We start from the raw sequence: 20,341 nt of genomic DNA, 5'->3' as shown, positions 1-20,341 counted from the left end.
GGTGCTCACTCCACGGTGCTCACTCCACAGTGCTCACTCCACAGTGCTCACTCCACAGTGCTCACTCCACAGTGCTCACTCCACAGTGCAGCGCCTTCCGCCCCGGCGCACGCCGGGGCACCATGGGTCCCGGACGCGACGGGACGAGGGGGGACCCATGGTCGACGAGGCTCTGGGGGCACGCGTGCGCGCGGCTCTCGCGGACCATCTCGCGGCGCGCGGCGCCGGGGCGGGGTCGGGCGGCTCCGCCGTCGGCGAGAAGCGGATGTTCGGCGGGCTCGCGTTCCTGCTCGACGGGCGGATGGCCGTCGTCGTGAGCACGCGCTCGGGCGGGTTGATGGTGCGCGTCCCGATCGAGGACCGCGGTGAGCTCCTGGCGAGCGCCGGGGTGCGGCCCATGCAGATGCGGGGCTCGGACATGCGGGGGTGGGTCGTGGTCGACACGGCCGTGCTGGCCGACGACGCGGTGCTGCGCCGGTGGGTCGCGATCGGCGCGCGCACGGCCGCGTCAGTGCCCGCGCGCTGACGCGCGGGAGCGCTGGTCAGCGTGTGTGCCGGGCGCCGTCAGTGCTCGGCGCGCGCGGCGGCGAGCGCCGAGCGGTAGGCCCGCTCGACCTCGTCGGCGATGCGGGGCGTGTCGAACCGTGCCGCGGCGGCGCGCTGGCGCCGGGCGATCGCGGCGCGCCCCTGCGGGTCGTCGACCCACCGGCCGAGCACGCGCGCGAACGTCGCGGTGTCGGCCGGGTCGAGCAGCTGGCGCTCGAGGCCGGCCATCGTCGTGCGGTAGCCAGGGTTGTCGCCCGCGAGGACCACGCCACGCGCGGCGGCGAGCGCCTCGACGACGGAGATGCCGAAGCTCTCGCCACCCGTCGACGGCAGCGCGACGACGTCCGCGTCGGCGAGCAGGGCGGCCTTGTCCTCCTCGGCGACGAACCCGGGCAGGTCGACGCCGGTCAGCCCTTCGCGCGCGACCGTCGCCGCGAGCTCGTCGTGCAGGGGCCCGCGCCCGGCGATCGTCAGGGTCCACGGGTTGCGGGTGCCGGCGCGCGCCATCGCGACCACCGCGTCCAGCAGCTCGCGCGGACCCTTGCGCGGCACCAGCCGCCCGAGGAACACGATGCGGACCGGGCGGTCCGCGGGCACGGGACCGGTGGCCGGGGGGAACCGCGTGACGTCGACGGGGTTGCCCAGCACGTGCGTCGGCACGCGGAACGTGCGCTGCGCGAACTGCGCCGCCGCCTGCGACGTCGCGAAGACGTGCCGGAACCGGCGCAGGCGCCGCCGCTCGAGCAGGCCGAGCGCGCGCGTGCCCGCGCTCACCCACCACGAGTGCGGGTAGATGTGGAACGTCCCGACGACCGCGGTGCCGGGTGCCGCGGCCGACACGACGCGGCCCGCGAGCACGGGGGAGTACGGCATCTGCACGTGCAGCACGTCGAACGGCACGCGCGCCAGCAGGTCGCGCACCTGCGCGCGGGACGCCGGCAGCGGCGTGTTGAGCCGGTTGCCGTTGAACGTGACGCCCACGTTGCGCCCGACGACGTGCAGCGGCAGGTCCGTGCGGCGCGTCGTGGACGCCACGTAGTGCACGTCGTGGCCGCGGCGCGTCAGCTCGGCGCCGAGGGTGAGCACGTACTGCTGCACGCCGTCGGGGCGGTCGAGGTCGTCGTCGATCACGAGGCCGACGACGAGGCGACGGTCGTCGTCACGGGGACCAGCAGCAGACGGCACCCACGCATCCTAGGGACCGGCACGCCGGCGGCGGCGTGGACCCGGGCGTGGACCCGGGCGTGGACGTGGTCGTGGACGTGGGCAGGACGCATCGACGCCCGGGGAAGATTTCGGGGCGCGCGGGGGTTCTGGCACAATGGTCCGCTGGTCTGCGGTTCACCCGCGCACATCCGCGTCGGGACCCGGAGACACCCCACCAAGGAGATCCCCGTGAAGTCTGACATCCACCCGGAGTACGTGGTCACCGAGGTCACGTGCACCTGCGGCAGCACGTTCGTCACCCGCAGCACCGTGACGAGCGGCAAGATCCACGCCGACGTCTGCAGCGCCTGCCACCCGTTCTACACGGGCAAGCAGAAGATCCTCGACACCGGCGGCCGCGTGGCCCGCTTCGAGGCCCGCTACGGCAAGAAGGCCAACTAGCACCTCCGCAGCGCCGGTGCCCGGCGCGGACGACTGCCCTCCATGGCAGTGTCCGCGAGGGCACCGGCGCTGCGTCGTCCCCGGGGTGCGTCGCGTGCCCCGTCGCACCCGCACCTGAGGGAGTCCCGTGAGCGAGCAGTTCGCCGCCGCGCAGGCGCTGCTCGCCGAGCACGCGCAGATCGAGGCACAGCTCTCGGACCCCGCGGTGCACGCCGACGCGGGGCGCGCCCGCACCCTCGGCCGCCGGTACGCCGAGCTCGGCCGGGTCGCGCAGGCCTACCGGGCGTGGCGGTCGGCATCCGACGACGCGGCGGCCGCCGCCGAGCTCGCGGACGAGGACGCGACGTTCGCCGCCGAGCTCCCCGCGCTGCGGGCCGCCGCCGACGAGGCCGCCGCGCGCCTGCGCGAGGTCCTGATCCCGCGGGACCCCGACGACGCGCGCGACGTGATCCTCGAGATCAAGGCCGGCGAGGGCGGCGAGGAGTCGGCGCTGTTCGCGGGCGACCTGCTGCGCATGTACCTGCGGTACGCCGAGCAGCAGGGCTGGACGACGCAGGTGCTCGAGTCCACGCCCTCGGACCTCGGCGGCTTCAAGGACGTCCAGGTCGCGGTCAAGTCGCGCGGGAGCGTCGCGCCCGAGGACGGCGTGTGGGCGCACCTGAAGTACGAGGGCGGCGTGCACCGCGTGCAGCGCGTGCCCGTCACGGAGTCGGCCGGGCGCATCCACACGTCGGCCGCGGGCGTGCTCGTCTTCCCGGAGGCGGACGACGAGGGCGAGGTCGAGATCGACCCGAACGACCTGCGGATCGACGTCTACCGCTCGTCCGGCCCCGGCGGGCAGTCGGTCAACACGACCGACTCGGCCGTGCGCATCACGCACGTGCCCACGGGCAGCGTCGTGTCGATGCAGAACGAGAAGTCCCAGCTGCAGAACCGCGAGCAGGCGATGCGCGTGCTGCGCGCGCGGCTGCTCGCGGCACGCCAGGAGGAGGCCGCGGCCGCGGCGAGCGAGGCGCGGCGCAGCCAGGTGCGCACGGTCGACCGCTCCGAGCGCATCCGCACGTACAACTTCCCGGAGAACCGGATCGCGGACCACCGCACGGGCTACAAGGCGTACAACCTCGACGCGGTCCTCGCGGGCGACCTCGGGCCCGTCATCGCGTCCGCGATCGAGGCCGACGAGGCCGCGCGGCTCGCCGAGGCGGGCGCGTGAGCACCCCGGCCCCCGGCTCCGCGGGCGCGGACCGCGCGCCCGGCGTGCGCACGCTCGTGGAGGCCGCCGTGCGCGTGCTCGACGAGGCCGGCGTGCCGTCGCCGCGCGTCGACGCGGTCGCGCTCGCGGCGTACGCGCTCGGGCTGCCGCGTCTCGAGCTCGCGCTCGCACCCGACCCGGCGCCCGCCGGGTTCGTCGAGGAGCTCGCGGAGCTCGTCGAGCGGCGACGCCGGCGCGAGCCGCTGCAGCACATCGTCGGGCACACCGTGTTCCGGTACCTCACGCTGCGTGTCGAGCCGGGCGTGTTCGTGCCCCGGCCCGAGACCGAGGTCGTCGCGCAGGTCGCGATCGACGAGGCCGCGCGCCTCGTCGCCGCGGGTGCGACGCCCGTCGTGGTCGACCTGTGCTGCGGGACCGGCGCGATCGCGCTGTCGGTCGACACCGAGGTGCCCGGCGCGCACGTGGTCGCGGTCGACCTGTCGCCTCAGGCCGTCGGGCTCACGCGCGCCAACAGCGGCGCGGTGGGCACCCGCACGCTGCGCGTCGAGCAGGGCGACGTGCGCGACCCCGACCTGCTGGCGGACCTCGTCGGGAAGGTCGACGTGCTCGTCTCCAACCCGCCCTACGTCCCGCCCGACGCGGTCCCGCGCGAGCCCGAGGTCCGCGACCACGACCCGGACCTGGCGCTCTACGGCGGTGGTGCCGACGGCCTCGACGTGCCGCGCGCCGTGCTCGCCGCCGCCGCGCGGCTCCTGGTCCCGGGCGGCCTGCTCGTGATGGAGCACGCCGAGGTGCAGGACGCCGAGGCGCGCGCCGCGGCGGACCGGACCGGCGCGTTCGTCGACGTCGGCACGCTGCCGGACCTCACCGGACGGCCCCGGATGCTCGTCGCACGTCGGAAGGCACCGTCGCACGTGGAAGGATCGCACCCGTGACCGCGCGCACCCTGTCTGCTCACGACCCCGCGACGTGGGGACCGGCGATCGACGAGGCGGTGGACGTCGTCGCGAACGGCGGGCTCGTCGTCCTGCCGACCGACACCGTCTACGGCATCGGCGCGGACGCGTTCTCGCCGCCCGCGGTGCAGGCGCTGCTCGACGCCAAGGGGCGCGGCCGGCAGATGCCGCCGCCCGTCCTCATCGGTGACGTGCGCACGCTCGACGGGCTCGCGACCGACGTCCCCGCGCACGCGCGGCTGCTCGCGGAGGCGTTCTGGCCCGGCGGGCTGACGATCATCGTGCGTGCGCAGCCGTCGCTCGCGTGGGACCTGGGCGAGACGCACGGCACCGTCGCGCTGCGCGTGCCCGACCACCCGGCCGCGCGTGCGCTGCTGCGCCGCACCGGCCCGCTGGCCGTGTCCAGCGCCAACCGCACCGGCCAGGACGCCGCGCTGAGCGCCGCCGACGCGTACCGCATGCTCGGCGACCGGGTGCGCGTGTACCTCGACGCGGGCACGTCGCCGGGGCAGGTGGCGTCGACGATCGTCGACGCGACCACCCCCGGGCTGCGCGTCGTGCGGCAGGGGGCGATCTCGCTCGCCGCGCTCAACGAGGTCGCGCCCGTGCGCGGCACGGACGGGCTCCTGCCCGACGAGGTCGTGCCCGACGAGGGCGGTCCGGACGAGGGCGTTCCCGACGAGGCTCCTGGTGACCCGGAGGGCGCCGACCGGCCCGCCACGGGGGACGGTGCCGCCGGGTGAGGGTCTACCTGCTCGTCGGCCTGGTGGCCGCCGCGGTCGCCTACCTCATGACGCCGCTCGCCCGCTGGTGCGCGCTGCGCTGGGGCGCGATCACCGCGGTGCGCGACCGCGACGTGCACGCGGTGCCGACGCCGCGGCTCGGCGGGCTGGCGATGTTCCTCGGCGTGGTCGTGACGATCGTCGTGGCCAGCCGCCTGCCGTTCCTCGAAGGGGTGTACGACAACCCGCGCGCGCTCGTCGGGATCGTCGGGGGAGCGGGGCTCGTCGTCGCGCTCGGGGTCGCGGACGACATCTGGGACCTCGACTGGCTCACCAAGCTCATGGGTCAGGTGCTCGCCGCGGGCTTCCTCGCCTGGCAGGGCGTGCAGCTCTACCAGCTGCCGATCGGCGGGGTCACCGTGAGCTCGGGGCGCATGTGGACGTTCCTCACCATCGTGATCGTCGTGGTCGCGATGAACGCCGTGAACTTCGTCGACGGGCTCGACGGCCTCGCCGCGGGCGTGCTGGCCATCGGCGGCGGCGCGTTCTTCCTGTACTGCTACCTGCTCACGCGCGCGACGTCGGGCGACTACGCGAGCCTGTCCGCGCTCGTCCTCGCGGCGCTCGTGGGGGCGTGCGTCGGGTTCCTGCCGCACAACCTGTACCCCGCGCGCATCTTCATGGGGGACTCCGGCTCGATGCTGCTCGGGTTCGTGCTCGCCGCCGCGGCGATCATCGTGACCGGCCAGATCGACCCCGAGCAGGTGTCCCGCCGGCAGTCGTTCCCCGCGTTCCTGCCGATCCTGCTGCCCATCGCGGTCCTGCTGCTGCCCCTGCTCGACATGGGGCTGGCGATCATCAGACGCACCATCCAGGGCAAGTCCCCGTTCCACCCCGACCGCCTGCACCTGCACCACCGGTTGCTCGCCCTCGGGCACAGCCACCGTCGCGCGGTGGCGATCATGTACCTGTGGACGGCCGTCTTCGCCTACGGCGTGGGCGCGCTCGTCCTGTTCTCGACGACGACCGTGCTGTGGATCTTCCTCGCCGCCGTCGTCGTCGCCGTCCTGCTGACCATCGGGCCGCTGCGCGGCCGGTCGCACCGCACCACACCGGTAGGAACCGCATGAGCGAGCCGACGAGCCCCGACCACGACGACGTCCCCGGCGCGCCGGGGGTCGAACCCGCGCCCAGCGGGCCCGCGCACCACGACAGCTCCGCCGAGGAGGTGTTCCGCACGTCGCTGCGCACGGTGCTCTGGCTGCTGGGCGCCCTGCTCGTGGTCGGCGTCGGGGTCGGGTGGCTCGTCGCGGGTGCGCCGGGCGTCTGGGGCGCGCTGATCGGCGTGGGGCTCGCGCTCGTGTTCTCCGGCACGACCATCGTCGCGATGCTGCGCACCGCGCACTCGAGCGCGCAGACCATGGCCGCCGTGGTGATGGGCACATGGCTCGCGAAGGTGCTCGTCGTCATCGTCGTGCTCGCGGTCCTGCGGGACCAGGACTTCTACTCGCGCGGCGTGCTCGCGGTCGTCCTGCTCGCCGGCGTGCTCGGCTCGGCCTACCTGGACTACCGCGCGGTGTCCCGCGCGCGCATCCCGTACGTCGACCCGGCATCGTCCGGTACGACGACGCCGGATTCGTAGGACGACGGTCCCGGACCTCGGCCCTTCCACCGTCGCCGATGGGTTAGGCTTCCCACCGACCCCGACGGCCGACGCCGATCGCGTGCCCGCGACGATGCCCGGCACCGGCGCCAACGACCTTCCAGGAGCGCACCCTGTCCAGCCTCGCGACCCTCATGCCACTCGCGTCCGACGAGGGAGGCAGCGGCTTCCACGCGCCGTCGATCGCGGACTTCTTCCCGCCGCCGGTGCTGTGGGAGGGGACGATCTTCGAGTTCAACCGGATCCAGCTGGTCCGGCTGATCGCGGCCGTCGCGATCGTGCTCGTGTTCGTGCTCGCGGCGCGTCGCGCCCGGCTCGTCCCCGGCCGGTTCCAGAACGTCGTCGAGATGGGCATGGACTTCGTCCGGGTGCAGGTCGCCGAGCAGATCCTCGGCAAGGAGCGCGCGCGTGAGCACACCGCGCTGCTGACCACGATGTTCTTCGCGATCCTCGCGTTCAACCTCACGAGCGTCGTGCCCGGCCTGAACATGGCCGGGACCGCGCTGATCGGCCTGCCGCTGCTGCTCGCGGCCTGGGCCTACGTGCGGTACCTCTCGGCGGGTGTGCGGGCGCAGGGCCTCGGCGGCTTCCTCAAGGCGAGCCTGTTCCCCCCGGGCGTGCCGTGGTTCATGTACGTGCTGCTCACGCCGATCGAGTTCCTGACCGTGTTCATCCTGCGGCCCGCCACCCTGGCGATCCGACTCATGGCGAACATGGTCGCCGGGCACCTCATGCTGGTGCTCTGCTTCTCGGCCACGCAGTACTTCCTGTTCGACGCCACCGGCGTCATGAAGACGTTCGGCGCGTTGACGTTCGCGGCCGGCTTCGCGATGACGCTCTTCGAGATGTTCGTCGGGGCGCTGCAGGCCTACATCTTCGTCGTCCTCACCGCGGTCTACATCAGCCTGTCGGTCGAGGAAGAGCACTGACCCTCATCCCACCCCCTCGGGGCGCCGTCACGGTCCCCGCCATGCACGAGTAGCCGGCCGACCGGTCGGGTACCCAACGGAAGGAACGAGCAATCGTGGTTCTTGCGGAGACCATCCTCGCGGCCGAGAACGCTGTCTCGGGCAACCTCGCGACCGTCGGCTACGGCCTCGCGGTCATCGGCCCCGGCATCGGCCTGGGCATCCTGATCGGCAAGACGATCGAGGGCATCGCGCGTCAGCCCGAGGTCGCCGGCCAGCTGCGCACGACGATGTTCATCGGTATCGGCTTCGTCGAGGTCCTGGGCCTGCTCGGCCTCATCACCGGGTTCCTCTTCCCGTGAGCGCGGCCGCGATCACCGCGGCTGTCGTGACGGCCGCGGAGAGCTCGGAGGAGATCAAGGGCATCCAGCTCCTCCTGCCCGAGGCCTACGACATCTTCTGGTCGGCCGTGGTCCTGCTGCTCATCGCGATCCCGTTCTTCAAGTTCGCGCTCCCCGCCCTGCAGAAGGTGCTGGACGAGCGGACCGCGAAGATCGAGGGTGGCCTGGCCAAGGCGGAGCAGGCGCAGGCCGAGGCCGCTGCGGCGCTCGACGAGTACCACCAGCAGCTGGCCGAGGCCCGCGCCGAGGCCGCGCGCATCCGTGAGGACGCACGCGCCGAGGGCGGCCAGATCGTCGCCGAGCTGCGCACCCGCGCCCAGGACGAGGCCGCGCGCATCGCCGAGACCGCGCAGCGCCAGATCGAGGCCGAGCGTCAGCAGGCCGCGGTGCAGCTGCGCACGGACGTCGGTGCGCTCGCGACCGAGCTCGCCTCCAAGATCGTCGGCGAGTCGCTCGAGGACGAGGTGCGGCGCTCGCGCGTCGTCGACCGGTTCCTCGACGAGCTCGAGGCGACCACGGCGACGAGCGGCAAGGGGGCCTGATGCGCGGGACCTCTCGCGCGTCGCTGGCGGCGGTCGAGGAGCGGTTCGAGCCGGTTCTCGCCGCCGCCGGGGCACAGGCGTCGGACCTGGGCGAGCAGCTGTTCGCGCTCGTCGACGCGCTCGACTCCTCGGGCTCGTTGCGTCGCGTGCTCGGTGACCCGTCGATCGACGGCGAGGCCAAGGCCGAGCTCGTCGCGCGGCTGCTGTCGTCCGCGGACCCGCGCGTCGTCGCGGTGGCGCAGGACGCGGTGCGTCAGCGCTGGTCGGCGGACGCCGACCTGGGCGACGCGCTCGAGCGGCTCGGGTTCTCCGCGGTCCTCGCACGTGCCGAGAACGACGGCACGCTCGCGGGGGTCGAGGACGAGCTGTTCCGGCTGACGCGCGCGCTCGCCGGTCAGCGCGAGGTGCGCCGGACGCTGTTCGACGCGGCGTTCCCGGGCGCGGCACGTGCCGACCTCGTGGACCGCATCCTCGCGGGCCGCGCGAGCGAGGTGACCGCGATCATCGCGCGTCGCGCCGCGTTCGCACCCCGGGGCCGCCGCTACGTGGCGACGCTCGGCCGCATCGCCGACCTCATCGCCGAGCGCCGCAGCCGCGAGGTCGCGACGGTCACCAGCGCGACCGAGCTCAGCGCCCCGCAGCGTGACCGCCTGGCGCAGATCCTGCACCAGGCGTACGGCCGCGACGTGCAGCTCAACGTCATCGTGGACCCGCACGTGCTCGGTGGTCTGCGCATCCAGGTGGGCGCGCAGGTGGTCGACTCGACCGTGCTGTCCCGCCTCGCCGACGCCCGACGACGACTCGCCGGCTGATCCGGCACCCCAGAACGCTGAGCCTGCACCGGCAGGCCCATGACAGGAGAGAGCAATGGCTGAGCTGACGATCCGGCCGGAGGAGATCCGCGCCGCGCTGGACAGCTTCGTGAAGAGCTACGAGCCCTCGGGCGCCGTCGCGGAAGAGGTCGGCCGGGTTTCCCTGGCGGGCGACGGCATCGCGCAGGTCGAGGGCCTGCCCGGCGCGATGGCGAACGAGCTGCTGCGCTTCGAGGACGGCACGCTCGGCCTCGCGCTCAACCTCGACGTGCGCGAGATCGGCGTCGTCGTGCTGGGTGAGTTCTCCGGCATCGAGGAGGGCCAGGAGGTCCGCCGCACGGGCGAGGTCCTCTCGGTCCCCGTCGGTGACGGCTACCTCGGCCGCGTGGTGGACCCGCTCGGCCAGCCGATCGACGGCCTGGGCGAGATCGAGGTCGAGGCGCGCCGTGCGCTCGAGCTGCAGGCGCCGGGCGTGATGGCGCGCAAGTCCGTGCACGAGCCGCTGCAGACCGGCATCAAGGCGATCGACTCGATGATCCCGATCGGCCGCGGTCAGCGCCAGCTGATCATCGGCGACCGCCAGACCGGCAAGACGGCGATCGCGATCGACACGATCATCAACCAGAAGGCCAACTGGGACTCGGGCGACCCGACCCAGCAGGTCCGCTGCATCTACGTCGCGATCGGCCAGAAGGGCTCGACGATCGCCGCGGTGCGCGGCGCGCTCGAAGAGGCCGGTGCGCTCGAGTACACGACCATCGTCGCGGCGCCCGCGTCCGACCCGGCGGGCTTCAAGTACCTCGCGCCCTACACCGGCTCGGCCATCGGCCAGCACTGGATGTACGGCGGCAAGCACGTCCTCATCGTGTTCGACGACCTGTCGAAGCAGGCCGAGGCGTACCGCGCCGTGTCGCTCCTCCTGCGTCGCCCGCCGGGCCGCGAGGCGTACCCCGGTGACGTCTTCTACCTGCACTCCCGGCTGCTCGAGCGTTGCGCCAAGCTCTCGGACGAGCTGGGCGCGGGCTCGATGACGGGTCTGCCGGTCATCGAGACCAAGGCGAACGACGTCTCGGCGTACATCCCGACGAACGTCATCTCGATCACCGACGGCCAGATCTTCCTCCAGTCGGACCTGTTCAACGCGGACCAGCGTCCCGCGGTCGACGTCGGCATCTCGGTGTCGCGCGTCGGTGGTGCGGCCCAGGTCAAGGCGATGAAGCAGGTCTCCGGCACGCTCAAGCTGGACCTCGCGCAGTTCCGCTCGCTCGAGGCGTTCGCGATGTTCGCGTCGGACCTCGACGCGACGTCGCGCGCCCAGCTGGCCCGTGGCTCGCGCCTGACCGAGCTGCTCAAGCAGCCGCAGTACACGCCGTACCCGGTCGAGGACCAGGTCGCGTCGATCTGGGCCGGCACCAAGGGCCACCTGGACGACGTGCCGATCGAGGACGTCAAGCGGTTCGAGTCCGAGCTGCTCGACCACCTGCGCCGTAACACGGACGTGCTCACGACGATCGCCTCGACGGGCAAGCTCGGCGACGAGACCGAGCAGCAGCTCGCGTCCGCGGTCGAGCAGTTCCGCGGGGGCTTCCTCAAGTTCGACGGGACGCCGCTCGTCGGCGGTGCCGAGGAGGACGCCGAGGTCGAGGTCGAGCAGGAGCAGATCGTCCGGCAGAAGAAGGCCTGAGCATGGCCGGTTCGCAGCGCGTCTACAAGCAGCGCATCAAGTCCACCCAGTCGCTCAAGAAGATGTTCCGGGCGCAGGAGCTCATCGCTGCGTCCCGCATCGGCAAGGCCCGCGACCGGGTGGCCCTGGCGTCGCCGTACTCGCGGGCGATCACGCGTGCCGTCTCGGCCGTGGCCACCCACTCGGACGTGACGCACCCGTTCCTCGCGAGGCGGACCGACACCAACCGCGTGGCCGTGCTGCTCGTCGCGTCGGACCGCGGCATGGCGGGCGCCTACTCGGCGACCGTCATCCGCGAGACGGAGCGGCTCATCGAGCAGCTGCGCGACGAGGGCCGCGAGGTCGACCTGTACGTCTCGGGTCGCCGCGCGGTGAGCTACTACACGTTCCGCCAGCGTGAGCTGGCGGGGCGGTGGGTCGGCCAGTCCGACGCCCCGCAGCTCGAGACGGCACGGGAGATCGCCGACACGCTCCTGGAGCGGTTCGGCGCCCCGGCCGACGAGGGCGGCGTGGCCGAGGTGCACGTCGTGTACACGCAGTTCGTCAACATGGTCACGCAGCGGCCCCGGGTCATCCGGCTCCTGCCGCTCGAGGTCGTGGAGGGTGTCGCGCCCGCCGGCGACGGCGGTCCGCTCCCGCTGTACGACTTCGAGCCGGACCCGGAGACGGTGCTCGACGCGCTGCTGCCGCGCTACTTCCGCGCCCGGATCTTCGCGAGCCTGCTGCAGGCCGCGGCGTCCGAGCTCGCCGCGCGTCAGCGGGCCATGCACACCGCGACCGACAACGCGGAGGACCTCATCCGCACGTACACCCGACTGGCCAACCAGGCCCGTCAGGGCGAGATCACGCAGGAGATCAGCGAGATCGTCTCGGGCGCCGACGCGCTCGCCTCGGCCTCCTGAGCCACGACCGACCGAAGACCACGCCGGGGTCGACCACCCCGGGACGAGAAAGCAGGCCAGACATGACCGCCACCACCGTCGACGAGACGGCCGCCGCCGCCGGCACGCCCGGCGTCGGTCGCGTCGCCCGCGTCATCGGCCCCGTCGTGGACATCGAGTTCCCGGCGGACCAGATCCCCGAGATCTACAACGCCCTGACGGTCGACATCGACCTGTCCGGCCAGGGTGAGGGCGAGGGCGAGGGCACGCTGCGCATGACGCTCGAGGTCGCGCAGCACCTCGGCGACTCGCTCGTGCGCGCCATCGCGCTGAAGCCGACGGACGGCCTCGTCCGTGGCGCCCAGGTGACCGACACCGGTGCCCCGATCTCGGTGCCCGTCGGCGACGTGACCAAGGGCAAGGTCTTCAACGTCACGGGTGACGTGCTGAACCTGGCCGAGGGCGAGACGCTCGAGATCACCGAGCGCTGGCCCATCCACCGCAAGCCCCCGGCCTTCGACCAGCTCGAGTCGAAGACGCAGATGTTCGAGACCGGCATCAAGGTCATCGACCTGCTCACGCCGTACGTGCAGGGCGGGAAGATCGGCCTGTTCGGTGGTGCGGGCGTCGGCAAGACGGTCCTCATCCAGGAGATGATCCAGCGCGTCGCGCAGGACCACGGTGGTGTGTCGGTGTTCGCGGGCGTCGGTGAGCGCACGCGTGAGGGCAACGACCTCATCGTCGAGATGGAGGAGGCGGGCGTCTTCGACAAGACGGCCCTCGTCTTCGGCCAGATGGACGAGCCGCCGGGCACGCGTCTGCGCGTGGCCCTCTCGGCGCTGACGATGGCGGAGTACTTCCGCGACGTGCAGAACCAGGACGTACTGCTGTTCATCGACAACATCTTCCGGTTCACGCAGGCCGGTTCCGAGGTGTCGACGCTGCTCGGCCGCATGCCGTCCGCGGTGGGCTACCAGCCGAACCTGGCCGACGAGATGGGCCTCCTGCAGGAGCGCATCACCTCGACCCGCGGTCACTCGATCACGTCGCTGCAGGCCATCTACGTGCCGGCGGACGACTACACCGACCCGGCCCCGGCCACGACGTTCGCGCACCTCGACGCGACCACCGAGCTCAGCCGTGAGATCGCCTCGCGCGGTCTGTACCCCGCGGTCGACCCGCTGTCGTCGACGAGCCGCATCCTCGACCCGCGTTACGTGGGCCAGGAGCACTACGACGTCGCGACGCAGGTCAAGTCGATCCTGCAGCGCAACAAGGAGCTCCAGGACATCATCGCGATCCTCGGTGTCGACGAGCTGTCGGAGGAGGACAAGACCGTCGTCGCGCGGGCGCGTCGCATCCAGCAGTTCCTGTCGCAGAACACCTACATGGCCGAGAAGTTCACGGGTGTCGTGGGCTCGACCGTGCCGGTGTCCGAGACGGTCGAGGCGTTCAAGAAGATCGCCGCGGGCGAGTTCGACCACATCGCCGAGCAGGCGTTCTTCAACATCGGTGGTCTCGAGGACCTGGAGAAGAACTGGGCCCGCATCCAGAAGGAGTACGGGGTCTGATGGCGGCCACGCTCGAGGTCGACCTGGTCGACGCGGTGGGCAAGGTCTGGTCGGGCCGGGCCCGCCAGGTCTCGGCCCCCGCGGCCGACGGGGAGATCGGCATCCTCGCGGGGCACACGCCGATCCTCTCGGTGCTCCGCGCGGGTGAGGTGCGGGTGCGCACCGAGGGCGAGGGTGTGCTCTCGTGGCACGTCGACGGGGGCTTCCTGTCCGTCGACTCGGACACGGTCACGATCGTCGTCGACGCGCTGAGCGACTCGACGTCCTCGTCCCACTGAGGCCGGCCGCGTGCACGGGGGCGTCGTCGTCGCAGTCGTGACGGTGGTGCTGCTCGCGCTCGTGACGGCTGCCCTGTGGCTCTCGCGACGGCACACGCTCGACCGTCGCGTGGGGTCCTTCCGCTGCGCGCTGCGCCACGGCACCCGCTGGCCGGGTGGCGTGGCGCAGTACGGCGCGGCGTCCCTGTACTGGTGGCGCTCGTGGTCGTTGGCCCCGCGGCCCGCGCGGCGGTGGGAGCGCGAGTCCCTCGCGGTCGTCGCCAAGCGCCAGGCCGACGTGCCCGGTGCGCCCGGCGACCTCGTCGTGACGTGCCGGTCCCGGTCCGCCGGGCGGCCGGTCGAGTTCGAGCTGCTGCTGTCCGCGGACGCGTACGCGGGCCTCACCTCCTGGATCGAGGCGACGCCGTCGCGCGTCGGCTCGGTCATCTGACCCCCTCGTCCGGGAGGATCCTCGCGTGCGTCTCGTCGTCGCGTCCTGCGCCGCCCGCTACACGGGCCGGCTGTCGGCCCACCTGCCTCGCGCGACGCGTCTGCTCGTCGTCAAGGCGGACGGCAGCGTGCTGCTGCACTCCGACGGCGGCTCCTACAAGCCGCTGAACTGGATGAGCCCGCCGTGCTCGCTGGCCGTGGGCGAGCCGGACGACGAGTCGCGCGCCGCGGGGGTCACGCAGGTCTGGACCGTGCAGCACCAGAAGTCCGACGACCGGCTCGAGATCGAGCTGTTCGACGTGCTGCACGACAGCGCGCACGAGCTCGGGGTGGACCCGGGCCTCGTCAAGGACGGCGTGGAGGCGCACCTCCAGGAGCTCCTGGCCGCCCAGATCGGCCTGCTCGGCGACGGGCACGTGCTGGTGCGCCGCGAGTACCCCACGGCGATCGGCCCGGTGGACATCCTCGCGAAGGACCCCGCGGGCGGGTCGGTCGCGATCGAGATCAAGCGCCGCGGCGACATCGACGGGGTCGAGCAGCTCACGCGTTACCTCGAGCTGCTCAACCGCGACCCGCTGCTCGCGCCCGTGCGGGGCGTGTTCGCGGCGCAGGAGATCAAGCCGCAGGCGCGCGTGCTCGCCACCGACCGCGGCATCGCGTGCCTGACGCTCGACTACGACGCGATGCGCGGCGTCGACGACGTGGACTCCCGGCTCTTCTGACCCCGCGACCGCCGTCGGTCCGCGATGATGACGGCATGACCGGCACCGCTCCCGACCTGGACGTCCGTCGCGCGGCGGGCGTCGTCTGGCGCGCGCTCGTGCTGTGCTGGGTGCTCGGCGTGGTGCTCGCGCTCGTGACGGGCGCGGGCGGGCTGGGGGTCGGGCTGGTCTCGTACGCGGTGGTGCTCGGGGCCGTCCCCGTGCTCGTCGTCGGGGGGACGGGGGCGATGCTGGTCGAGCACCGGCTGGTCGACGCCGGACCCGCGCACCGCGCCGCGGTGTACGGGGCGCTCGGCGCGGGCGTCGCGCTCCTGGCCGGTCTGGTCGTGCTGCAGGCGGGTGTGGCGTCCTGGTGGGGGGTCGTCCTCGCGTCCGTCGGTGCGGCGTCCGCGGCGGGGGCGTGCGTGTGGGCCGCGTGGTCGCGGGGGCGTGGGGGACAATGACCGCGTGAGCGACCTCCCGGAGTCCGAGATCCTGCTGCGTGGCCGGGTCGTCACGCCGACGCACGTGCTCGAGGACGGGCTCCTGGTCACCCGGGGCGCGACGATCACGTGGATCGGTCCCGCGGACGAGGCGCCCGCGCCGTGGAACGAGCGCCTGCCCGAGGCGTCCGACGACATCGTGCTGCCCGGTCTGGTCGACGTGCACTGCCACGGCGGTGGCGGTGCGAGCTTCCCGGACGCGACGACGGCGGAGCAGGTCGCCACCGCGGCGCACGAGCACCTGCGCCACGGGACGACGACGCTCGTCGCGTCGTTGGTGACGGCTCCGCCGGACGTCCTGCTCGCGCGCACGGCTCTGCTCGCGGACGCGGCCGACGCCGGCGTCGTCGCGGGCATCCATCTCGAGGGGCCGTTCCTGTCGCACGCACGCTGCGGCGCGCAGAACCCCGGTGACATGCTCGCGGGCGACCCGGCGCTGGTCGACGCGGTGGTCCAGGCCGCGCGCGGGCACCTGGTGACGATGACGGTCGCGCCCGAGGTCGTCGGTGTGCACGCGGGACAGGGCGACGACGTGCTGGCCGCCCTGGTGCGCGGCGGCGCGCTCCCGTCGATCGGCCACACGGACGCGAGCGCGGTGCAGGTGGAGGCGGCCGTCGACCGCACGTTCGACCTGCTCGCGGCGGACCCGGCGGCGCGCTCGGGCCGGCCGACCGCCACCCACCTGTTCAACGGGATGCGCCCGGTGCACCACCGCGACCCGGGTCCGGTCCTGGCGTGCCTCGCGGCGGCGGGACGCGGTGAGCTCGTCGTCGAGCTCGTCGCGGACGGCACGCACCTGGATCCCGCGACGGTCGTGGCGGTGTTCGACCTGGTCGGTGCGGACGCGGTGGCGCTCGTGACCGACGCGATGGCGGCCGCGGGGATGGCCGACGGCGACTACCAGCTCGGGCCGATGGCGGTGCGGGTCGCCGACGGTGTGGCGCGGGTCGTCGACGGCGACGGTGAGGCGGGCGCGATCGCGGGCGGGGTCGCGCACCTGCTCGACGTCGTGCGCGCGACCGTGGCCGCGGGTGTGCCGGTGGTCGACGCGGTGCGCGCGGCGTCCCTCACGCCGGCGACGGTGCTCGGGCTGCGGGACGTGGGCGGCCTGGTGGCGGGCCTGCGGGCGGACGTCCTGGTCGTGGACGGGGACCTCACGCCGCAGCTCGTGCTGCGCGCGGGTGTGCCGGTGGACTGACCCGTCAGGCCGCGGGCTGCTGCGGACCCGGCGGGGTGGCGGGTGCGGGCACGACGCCGCCCGGGGCTGTGGGGGCGAGGCCGACGGGCGCGGCGGGGCTGCCGGCGGGCTCGTCGGCCGTGAGGTCCTTGACCTCGCTCTTGAAGATCCGCAGCGACTGCCCGACGCCGCGCGCGAGCTCGGGCAGCTTGTTCGCGCCGAACAGCAGCACGAGCACGGCTACCAGGATGACGAGGTGCCAGGCGGACAGGTTTCGCAGCACGGGCGGTTCTCCCAGCTCGGGGCTTCGTCGTCGAAGCGCTTCAACGGCCCATGGTCGCCCAGCAGGTCCGATCCGTCAACCAACGCCCGCGACGCCCGCCGTTGACCGGTGCTCCGCTCGCGGCGTTGAATTGAACCGCCTCGAACCGCCTCGAACAGGGGCGGCGACCGACGCCGACCCGTGGACGAAGGGACGCGCCATGGGCGCGTGGGCGGACGCGCTGCGGGCCGGTGCGACGCCGGACCGGCCGCCCGCGGACCTGCCGGACGGCACGCGCGGCGCCTGGCTCGTCGACCCCTACGGTCACCGCTGGCTCGTGCGGAGCGCCGTCACGGCGTGAGCTCGACGGTCGCGAGGCGGGCCGCGCCGACGAGCACGAGCCGGACGTCGCCGAGCGGCGTGCCGTCCGGACCGGGGTCGAGGAGGGCCTCGACCGTGCGCCAGTCCCAGCGGCCGCCGCCGGCGGGGACCTCCAGCCGCGCGACCGTGCGCCACGGCTCTTCCGTCGCCTCGTCGGCCGTGCCACCCGCCGTGCCACCCGTCGCGCGAGCCACGCCGTCGGGGATCGCGCCGCCGGCGACGCGCACCTCGACCTCGACCCGCGCGGTCCCCGGTCCGGTGCGCGCGACGACCGCCCGCACCGCGCGCGCACCGGCGAGGTCGCACGTGGACATGACCACCGACCCGCGGGCACGCCGACGCGCGACCTGGACCGCGGTGCCGCGCTCGCGCGTGCGGGCCGTGAGCTCGACGTCGTGCAGCTCGTCGGCGTCGGCCGCGCGCACCGCGCGCCCGACGAGCGCGCGCGGCGGGACGGGCTCGCCGGTGACGGTCAGCGACGCGCGCAGCGGCAGGTCGGCGGCGGACGCCCCCACGCCGAGCACGTAGGTCCCGGGTTCGACGACGAAGCGGTCGCGCGTGACGTCCCAGGTCGCGAGGCGCGCGAGGGGCACCCGCAGCTCGACGTCGCGCGTCGCGCCGGGCTCGAGCGCGACGCGTGCGTGCGCGACGAGGCGGTGGCCGTACGGCAGCCGGTGACCCGGTGCGTGGGCGTACACCTGGACGAGCTCGTGCGCGGTGCGCGTCCCGTCGTTGCGGATCGTGACGGTGAGGGCGACCTCGTCGTCGCCACCGCTCGTGCCCGCGGCGGCCCACGTGCGCGTGGTCGGCGTCACGGCGCGGTAGGCGACCTCGCCGTAGGTGAGCCCGTGGCCCAGCGCGTAGCGCGGCGCCGCGGTCGCGTACCACGTGGTGTGGTGGGCGGCGATGACGTCGTAGTCGAGCAGGTCGCCGACGTCCTCGACCCGCGCGGGCCACGCCTGGGCGAGCCTGCCGGTGGGCTCGCAGTCGCCCACCAGGACGTCGGTGAGGCCGTGCCCGAGCTCCTGCCCGCCGTGCGACGTCCACACGACGGCGTCGGCGTCGAGGTCCTCCGACAGCACGTACGGGTACGACGAGACGACGAGCAGCACGTGCCGGGCCGCCGGTGACGCGTCCGCCGCGACCCGCCAGGTGGCGAGCATGCCGGTGGGGAGCGTCAGCGCGGGGCGGTCCTGCGTCTCGCGTCCGCCCAGGTGAGGGTCGTTGCCGAGCGCGACCACCACGACGTCCGCGCCGTCGCACGCCTCGCGGACGGCGCTGGCACCCGCGCGGACGGTCTCGACGTCGAACCGCTCGGCGTGCGCGAGCGTCTCGCCGTCGGCGACGAGCGTGCCCTGCTCGTCGTGCTGCACACGCAGCCACCGGCCCGAGCCGGCGTGCTGCAGCGACCACGTGCCGTCGTCGTGCACGTGCCGGCGGAACGTCTCCTGCGCGACCCATCCGCCGACGCGGGTGGCGTCGGCGTGCGCGACCCACCGTGCGCCGGTCCACAGCAGGCCGGTCGCGGCGACCTGGAGGGTCCACAGCCCGCTCTCCCAGAGCGTCGCGTCGTGCTGCGCGGCCGCGTCGCGGGCGTCACCGTCCGCGACCAGGACGTGGCCCGCGCCCGCGGCCCGCACGGCCCGGCCGGTGCTGCTGGAGCGCAGGACGATCCGGTCCGCTCCGTCCGCGACCCGCACGTGGGCGTCGCCGAGCCGCTCACGCAGCGCGGTCGCGAGGCCGACGGTGTACGGCGGGGTGCCCGAGTACCAGTCGTGCAGCACGCGCTCGGCGAACGGTCCGACGACCGCGACGACGGCACCCGGGGCGACGGGGAGCGCGCCGGCGTTCTCGAGGACGACGACGCCGCGCGCCGCGGCCTCGCGGGCGAGCGCCCGGTGCTCGGGCAGGTCGATCGCGTCCGCGGGCACGACGAACGGGTCGAGCTCCGGGTCGAGCTCGCCGGTGCGGATCCGCATCTCGAGCTGGCGCGCGACCGCGCGGTCGATGACCGCCTCGTCGACGAGCCCCCGCTCGAGCGCCTCGTTGACGCGCCGCGTCGTCGGGCCCGCGTCGGCGTCGTTGTCGGTGAACGAGTCGATCCCGGCGCGCAGCATCGCCGCGTGCGCCTCGACGTGGTCGTCGTAGAACCGCTGGAGGTCGACCACGAAGCCGGGCGCGGCGGCGTCGGAGACCACGAACAGCTCGTCGGGCGTCGCCTCGCGCAGCAGGTCCAGCAGCTCGCCCGCGAGGTGGTTGGGGCGGCCGTCGACGAGGTTGTACGCGGCCATGACCGCGCCCGCGGCCCGTGCCCGCAGGGGGCCGGTGAATGCGGGCAGCTCGTACTCCCGCAGCACGCGCGGGCGCAGCTGCGAGCTCGTCACGGCGCGGTCGGTCTCGTTGTTGTAGCCGAACGCGTGCTTGAGCGTGGGGACGGTGCGCCAGTAGGTCGGGTGGTCGCCGCGCAGGCCGTGCGCGTACGCCGTGGCGAGCTCGGCGGTGAGGTACGGGTCCTCGGAGTAGCCCTCCTCGTTGCGGCCCCAGGCGGGGTGGCGCAGCGGGTTGACCACGGGCGCCCACACGTTGAGCGAGACGGACGGGTCGGCGGCGTGCTTGGCGCGCAGCTCGACGCCGACCGCGTCGCCGACGCGGCGCAGCAGGTCCGGGTCCCACGTCGCGGCGAGGCCCACGGGCTGCGGGAACACCGTCGCGGTGCCGAGCCAGGAGACGCCGTGCAGGACCTCGGCGCCGGTCGTGAACGCGCGCAGGCCGAGCCGCTCGACCGCGGGGCCGCGCTGGTGCAGCATCGCGATCTTCTCGTCGCGCGTGAGGCGCCCGACCAGGTCGGCCGCCCGCTCGCGCGGCGAGCGCGACGGGTCGAGGTACGGCGCACGCGGGTCGGGGGTGGTCACGTCGGGCACGGTCGCTCTCCTCCAGGCGGCACAGGGTGGCAGTCGCCGCCGGTCATTGAACCGATTCGATGGCGTGGATCACAAGTCCGGGCGGCACCGAGCGGTGCCGTGATCGCGGCAGAGCGCGCGTGATCGCCCGGACGAACCACGTTGACGTCCAGGTTTCGGACACGGAACCCGGCAACGCCGGA

Annotated in this window: 23 protein-coding genes; 20 read left to right on the top strand and 3 right to left on the bottom strand. The window is 73.8% G+C overall.

Annotated elements, in window-relative coordinates; translation table 11 throughout:
• Nucleotides 1-157: 157 nt before the first annotated feature.
• The gene (locus CUD01_RS10810) at nt 158-526 is read left to right on the top strand and encodes a TfoX/Sxy family protein (protein ID WP_141321000.1); all 369 of its coding nucleotides are present in this window, start codon (nt 158-160) and stop codon (nt 524-526) included.
• A 38-nt stretch (nt 527-564) separates the two neighbouring features.
• On the opposite strand, the gene CUD01_RS10805 is transcribed toward CUD01_RS10810, so the two are convergent.
• Entirely contained in the window at nt 565-1,731 is a 1,167-nt protein-coding gene (locus CUD01_RS10805) for a glycosyltransferase family 4 protein (RefSeq protein WP_141320998.1), read from the bottom strand.
• Between the two features lie 210 nt (nt 1,732-1,941).
• On the opposite strand from CUD01_RS10805, the gene rpmE reads away from it, so the two are divergent.
• From rpmE to CUD01_RS10715, 18 genes are all read left to right on the top strand, one after another.
• The gene (rpmE, locus tag CUD01_RS10800) at nt 1,942-2,154 is read left to right on the top strand and encodes a 50S ribosomal protein L31 (protein ID WP_048342972.1); all 213 of its coding nucleotides are present in this window, start codon (nt 1,942-1,944) and stop codon (nt 2,152-2,154) included.
• Nucleotides 2,155-2,281: 127 nt separating this feature from the next.
• A complete protein-coding gene (gene prfA, locus CUD01_RS10795) occupies nt 2,282-3,367 on the top strand; it encodes a peptide chain release factor 1 (protein WP_141320996.1) in 1,086 nt (361 codons plus the stop codon).
• Nucleotides 3,364-4,302: a peptide chain release factor N(5)-glutamine methyltransferase gene (gene prmC, locus CUD01_RS10790; RefSeq protein ID WP_280525822.1), complete on the top strand. Its 939-nt coding sequence runs from the start codon at nt 3,364-3,366 to the stop codon at nt 4,300-4,302. Before prfA ends, prmC begins: the two co-directional genes overlap by 4 nt.
• On the top strand, nt 4,299-5,066 hold the full coding sequence (locus CUD01_RS10785) for an L-threonylcarbamoyladenylate synthase (RefSeq protein WP_141320994.1): 768 nt from the start codon (nt 4,299-4,301) through the stop codon (nt 5,064-5,066). The genes prmC and CUD01_RS10785 overlap by 4 nt, the downstream gene beginning before the upstream one ends.
• A complete protein-coding gene (locus CUD01_RS10780) occupies nt 5,063-6,175 on the top strand; it encodes an MraY family glycosyltransferase (RefSeq protein ID WP_141320992.1) in 1,113 nt (370 codons plus the stop codon). The genes CUD01_RS10785 and CUD01_RS10780 overlap by 4 nt, the downstream gene beginning before the upstream one ends.
• On the top strand, nt 6,172-6,687 hold the full coding sequence (locus CUD01_RS10775) for a Cg1360 family ATP-synthase-associated protein (RefSeq protein ID WP_141320990.1): 516 nt from the start codon (nt 6,172-6,174) through the stop codon (nt 6,685-6,687). Before CUD01_RS10780 ends, CUD01_RS10775 begins: the two co-directional genes overlap by 4 nt.
• Nucleotides 6,688-6,842: 155 nt before the next feature.
• Nucleotides 6,843-7,637, top strand: a complete 795-nt coding sequence (gene atpB / locus CUD01_RS10770) for a F0F1 ATP synthase subunit A (protein WP_141320988.1) — start codon at nt 6,843-6,845, stop codon at nt 7,635-7,637.
• A gap of 95 nt (nt 7,638-7,732) precedes the next feature.
• Nucleotides 7,733-7,978, top strand: a complete 246-nt coding sequence (gene atpE / locus CUD01_RS10765; protein ID WP_280525821.1) for an ATP synthase F0 subunit C — start codon at nt 7,733-7,735, stop codon at nt 7,976-7,978.
• On the top strand, nt 7,975-8,559 hold the full coding sequence (locus CUD01_RS10760; protein WP_141320986.1) for a F0F1 ATP synthase subunit B: 585 nt from the start codon (nt 7,975-7,977) through the stop codon (nt 8,557-8,559). Before atpE ends, CUD01_RS10760 begins: the two co-directional genes overlap by 4 nt.
• Complete coding sequence (locus tag CUD01_RS10755; RefSeq protein ID WP_141320984.1) at nt 8,559-9,371, top strand: F0F1 ATP synthase subunit delta; 813 nt, start codon at nt 8,559-8,561, stop codon at nt 9,369-9,371. Before CUD01_RS10760 ends, CUD01_RS10755 begins: the two co-directional genes overlap by 1 nt.
• 55 nt (nt 9,372-9,426) lie before the next feature.
• On the top strand, nt 9,427-11,055 hold the full coding sequence (gene atpA / locus CUD01_RS10750) for a F0F1 ATP synthase subunit alpha (RefSeq protein ID WP_141320982.1): 1,629 nt from the start codon (nt 9,427-9,429) through the stop codon (nt 11,053-11,055).
• A 2-nt stretch (nt 11,056-11,057) separates the two neighbouring features.
• On the top strand, nt 11,058-11,957 hold the full coding sequence (locus CUD01_RS10745) for a F0F1 ATP synthase subunit gamma (RefSeq protein ID WP_094179435.1): 900 nt from the start codon (nt 11,058-11,060) through the stop codon (nt 11,955-11,957).
• A gap of 62 nt (nt 11,958-12,019) precedes the next feature.
• Nucleotides 12,020-13,507: a F0F1 ATP synthase subunit beta gene (gene atpD, locus CUD01_RS10740; protein WP_141320980.1), complete on the top strand. Its 1,488-nt coding sequence runs from the start codon at nt 12,020-12,022 to the stop codon at nt 13,505-13,507.
• The gene (locus CUD01_RS10735) at nt 13,507-13,785 is read left to right on the top strand and encodes a F0F1 ATP synthase subunit epsilon (RefSeq protein ID WP_094179437.1); all 279 of its coding nucleotides are present in this window, start codon (nt 13,507-13,509) and stop codon (nt 13,783-13,785) included. The genes atpD and CUD01_RS10735 overlap by 1 nt, the downstream gene beginning before the upstream one ends.
• A gap of 10 nt (nt 13,786-13,795) precedes the next feature.
• On the top strand, nt 13,796-14,215 hold the full coding sequence (locus CUD01_RS10730) for a DUF2550 family protein (RefSeq protein WP_094179438.1): 420 nt from the start codon (nt 13,796-13,798) through the stop codon (nt 14,213-14,215).
• A 25-nt stretch (nt 14,216-14,240) separates the two neighbouring features.
• On the top strand, nt 14,241-14,936 hold the full coding sequence (gene nucS, locus CUD01_RS10725; RefSeq protein WP_141320978.1) for an endonuclease NucS: 696 nt from the start codon (nt 14,241-14,243) through the stop codon (nt 14,934-14,936).
• Nucleotides 14,937-14,971: 35 nt separating this feature from the next.
• Complete coding sequence (locus CUD01_RS10720; protein ID WP_094179440.1) at nt 14,972-15,379, top strand: hypothetical protein; 408 nt, start codon at nt 14,972-14,974, stop codon at nt 15,377-15,379.
• A 4-nt stretch (nt 15,380-15,383) separates the two neighbouring features.
• Nucleotides 15,384-16,616, top strand: a complete 1,233-nt coding sequence (locus CUD01_RS10715; RefSeq protein ID WP_141320977.1) for an N-acetylglucosamine-6-phosphate deacetylase — start codon at nt 15,384-15,386, stop codon at nt 16,614-16,616.
• A gap of 4 nt (nt 16,617-16,620) precedes the next feature.
• Here the strand turns inward: CUD01_RS10715 and tatA are convergent, their stop codons facing one another.
• On the bottom strand, nt 16,621-16,878 hold the full coding sequence (gene tatA, locus CUD01_RS10710) for a Sec-independent protein translocase subunit TatA (RefSeq protein WP_094179442.1): 258 nt from the start codon (nt 16,876-16,878) through the stop codon (nt 16,621-16,623).
• A 199-nt stretch (nt 16,879-17,077) separates the two neighbouring features.
• Here tatA and CUD01_RS10705 point away from each other — a divergent pair, with 199 nt between their 5' ends.
• Complete coding sequence (locus CUD01_RS10705) at nt 17,078-17,218, top strand: VOC family protein (protein ID WP_174773870.1); 141 nt, start codon at nt 17,078-17,080, stop codon at nt 17,216-17,218.
• Here CUD01_RS10705 and CUD01_RS10700 read toward each other — a convergent pair.
• Nucleotides 17,208-20,159, bottom strand: a complete 2,952-nt coding sequence (locus CUD01_RS10700) for a glycoside hydrolase family 3 N-terminal domain-containing protein (RefSeq protein ID WP_307722678.1) — start codon at nt 20,157-20,159, stop codon at nt 17,208-17,210. The two genes, CUD01_RS10705 and CUD01_RS10700, sit on opposite strands and share 11 nt — an antisense overlap.
• Between the last annotated feature and the right edge of the window lie 182 nt (nt 20,160-20,341).

Source organism: Cellulomonas uda (assembly GCF_006538705.1).
GTDB lineage: Bacteria > Actinomycetota > Actinomycetes > Actinomycetales > Cellulomonadaceae > Cellulomonas > Cellulomonas uda.
Note: the sequence above shows the minus strand (reverse complement) of the source record. Positions and strands in the feature narration are given on the sequence as shown.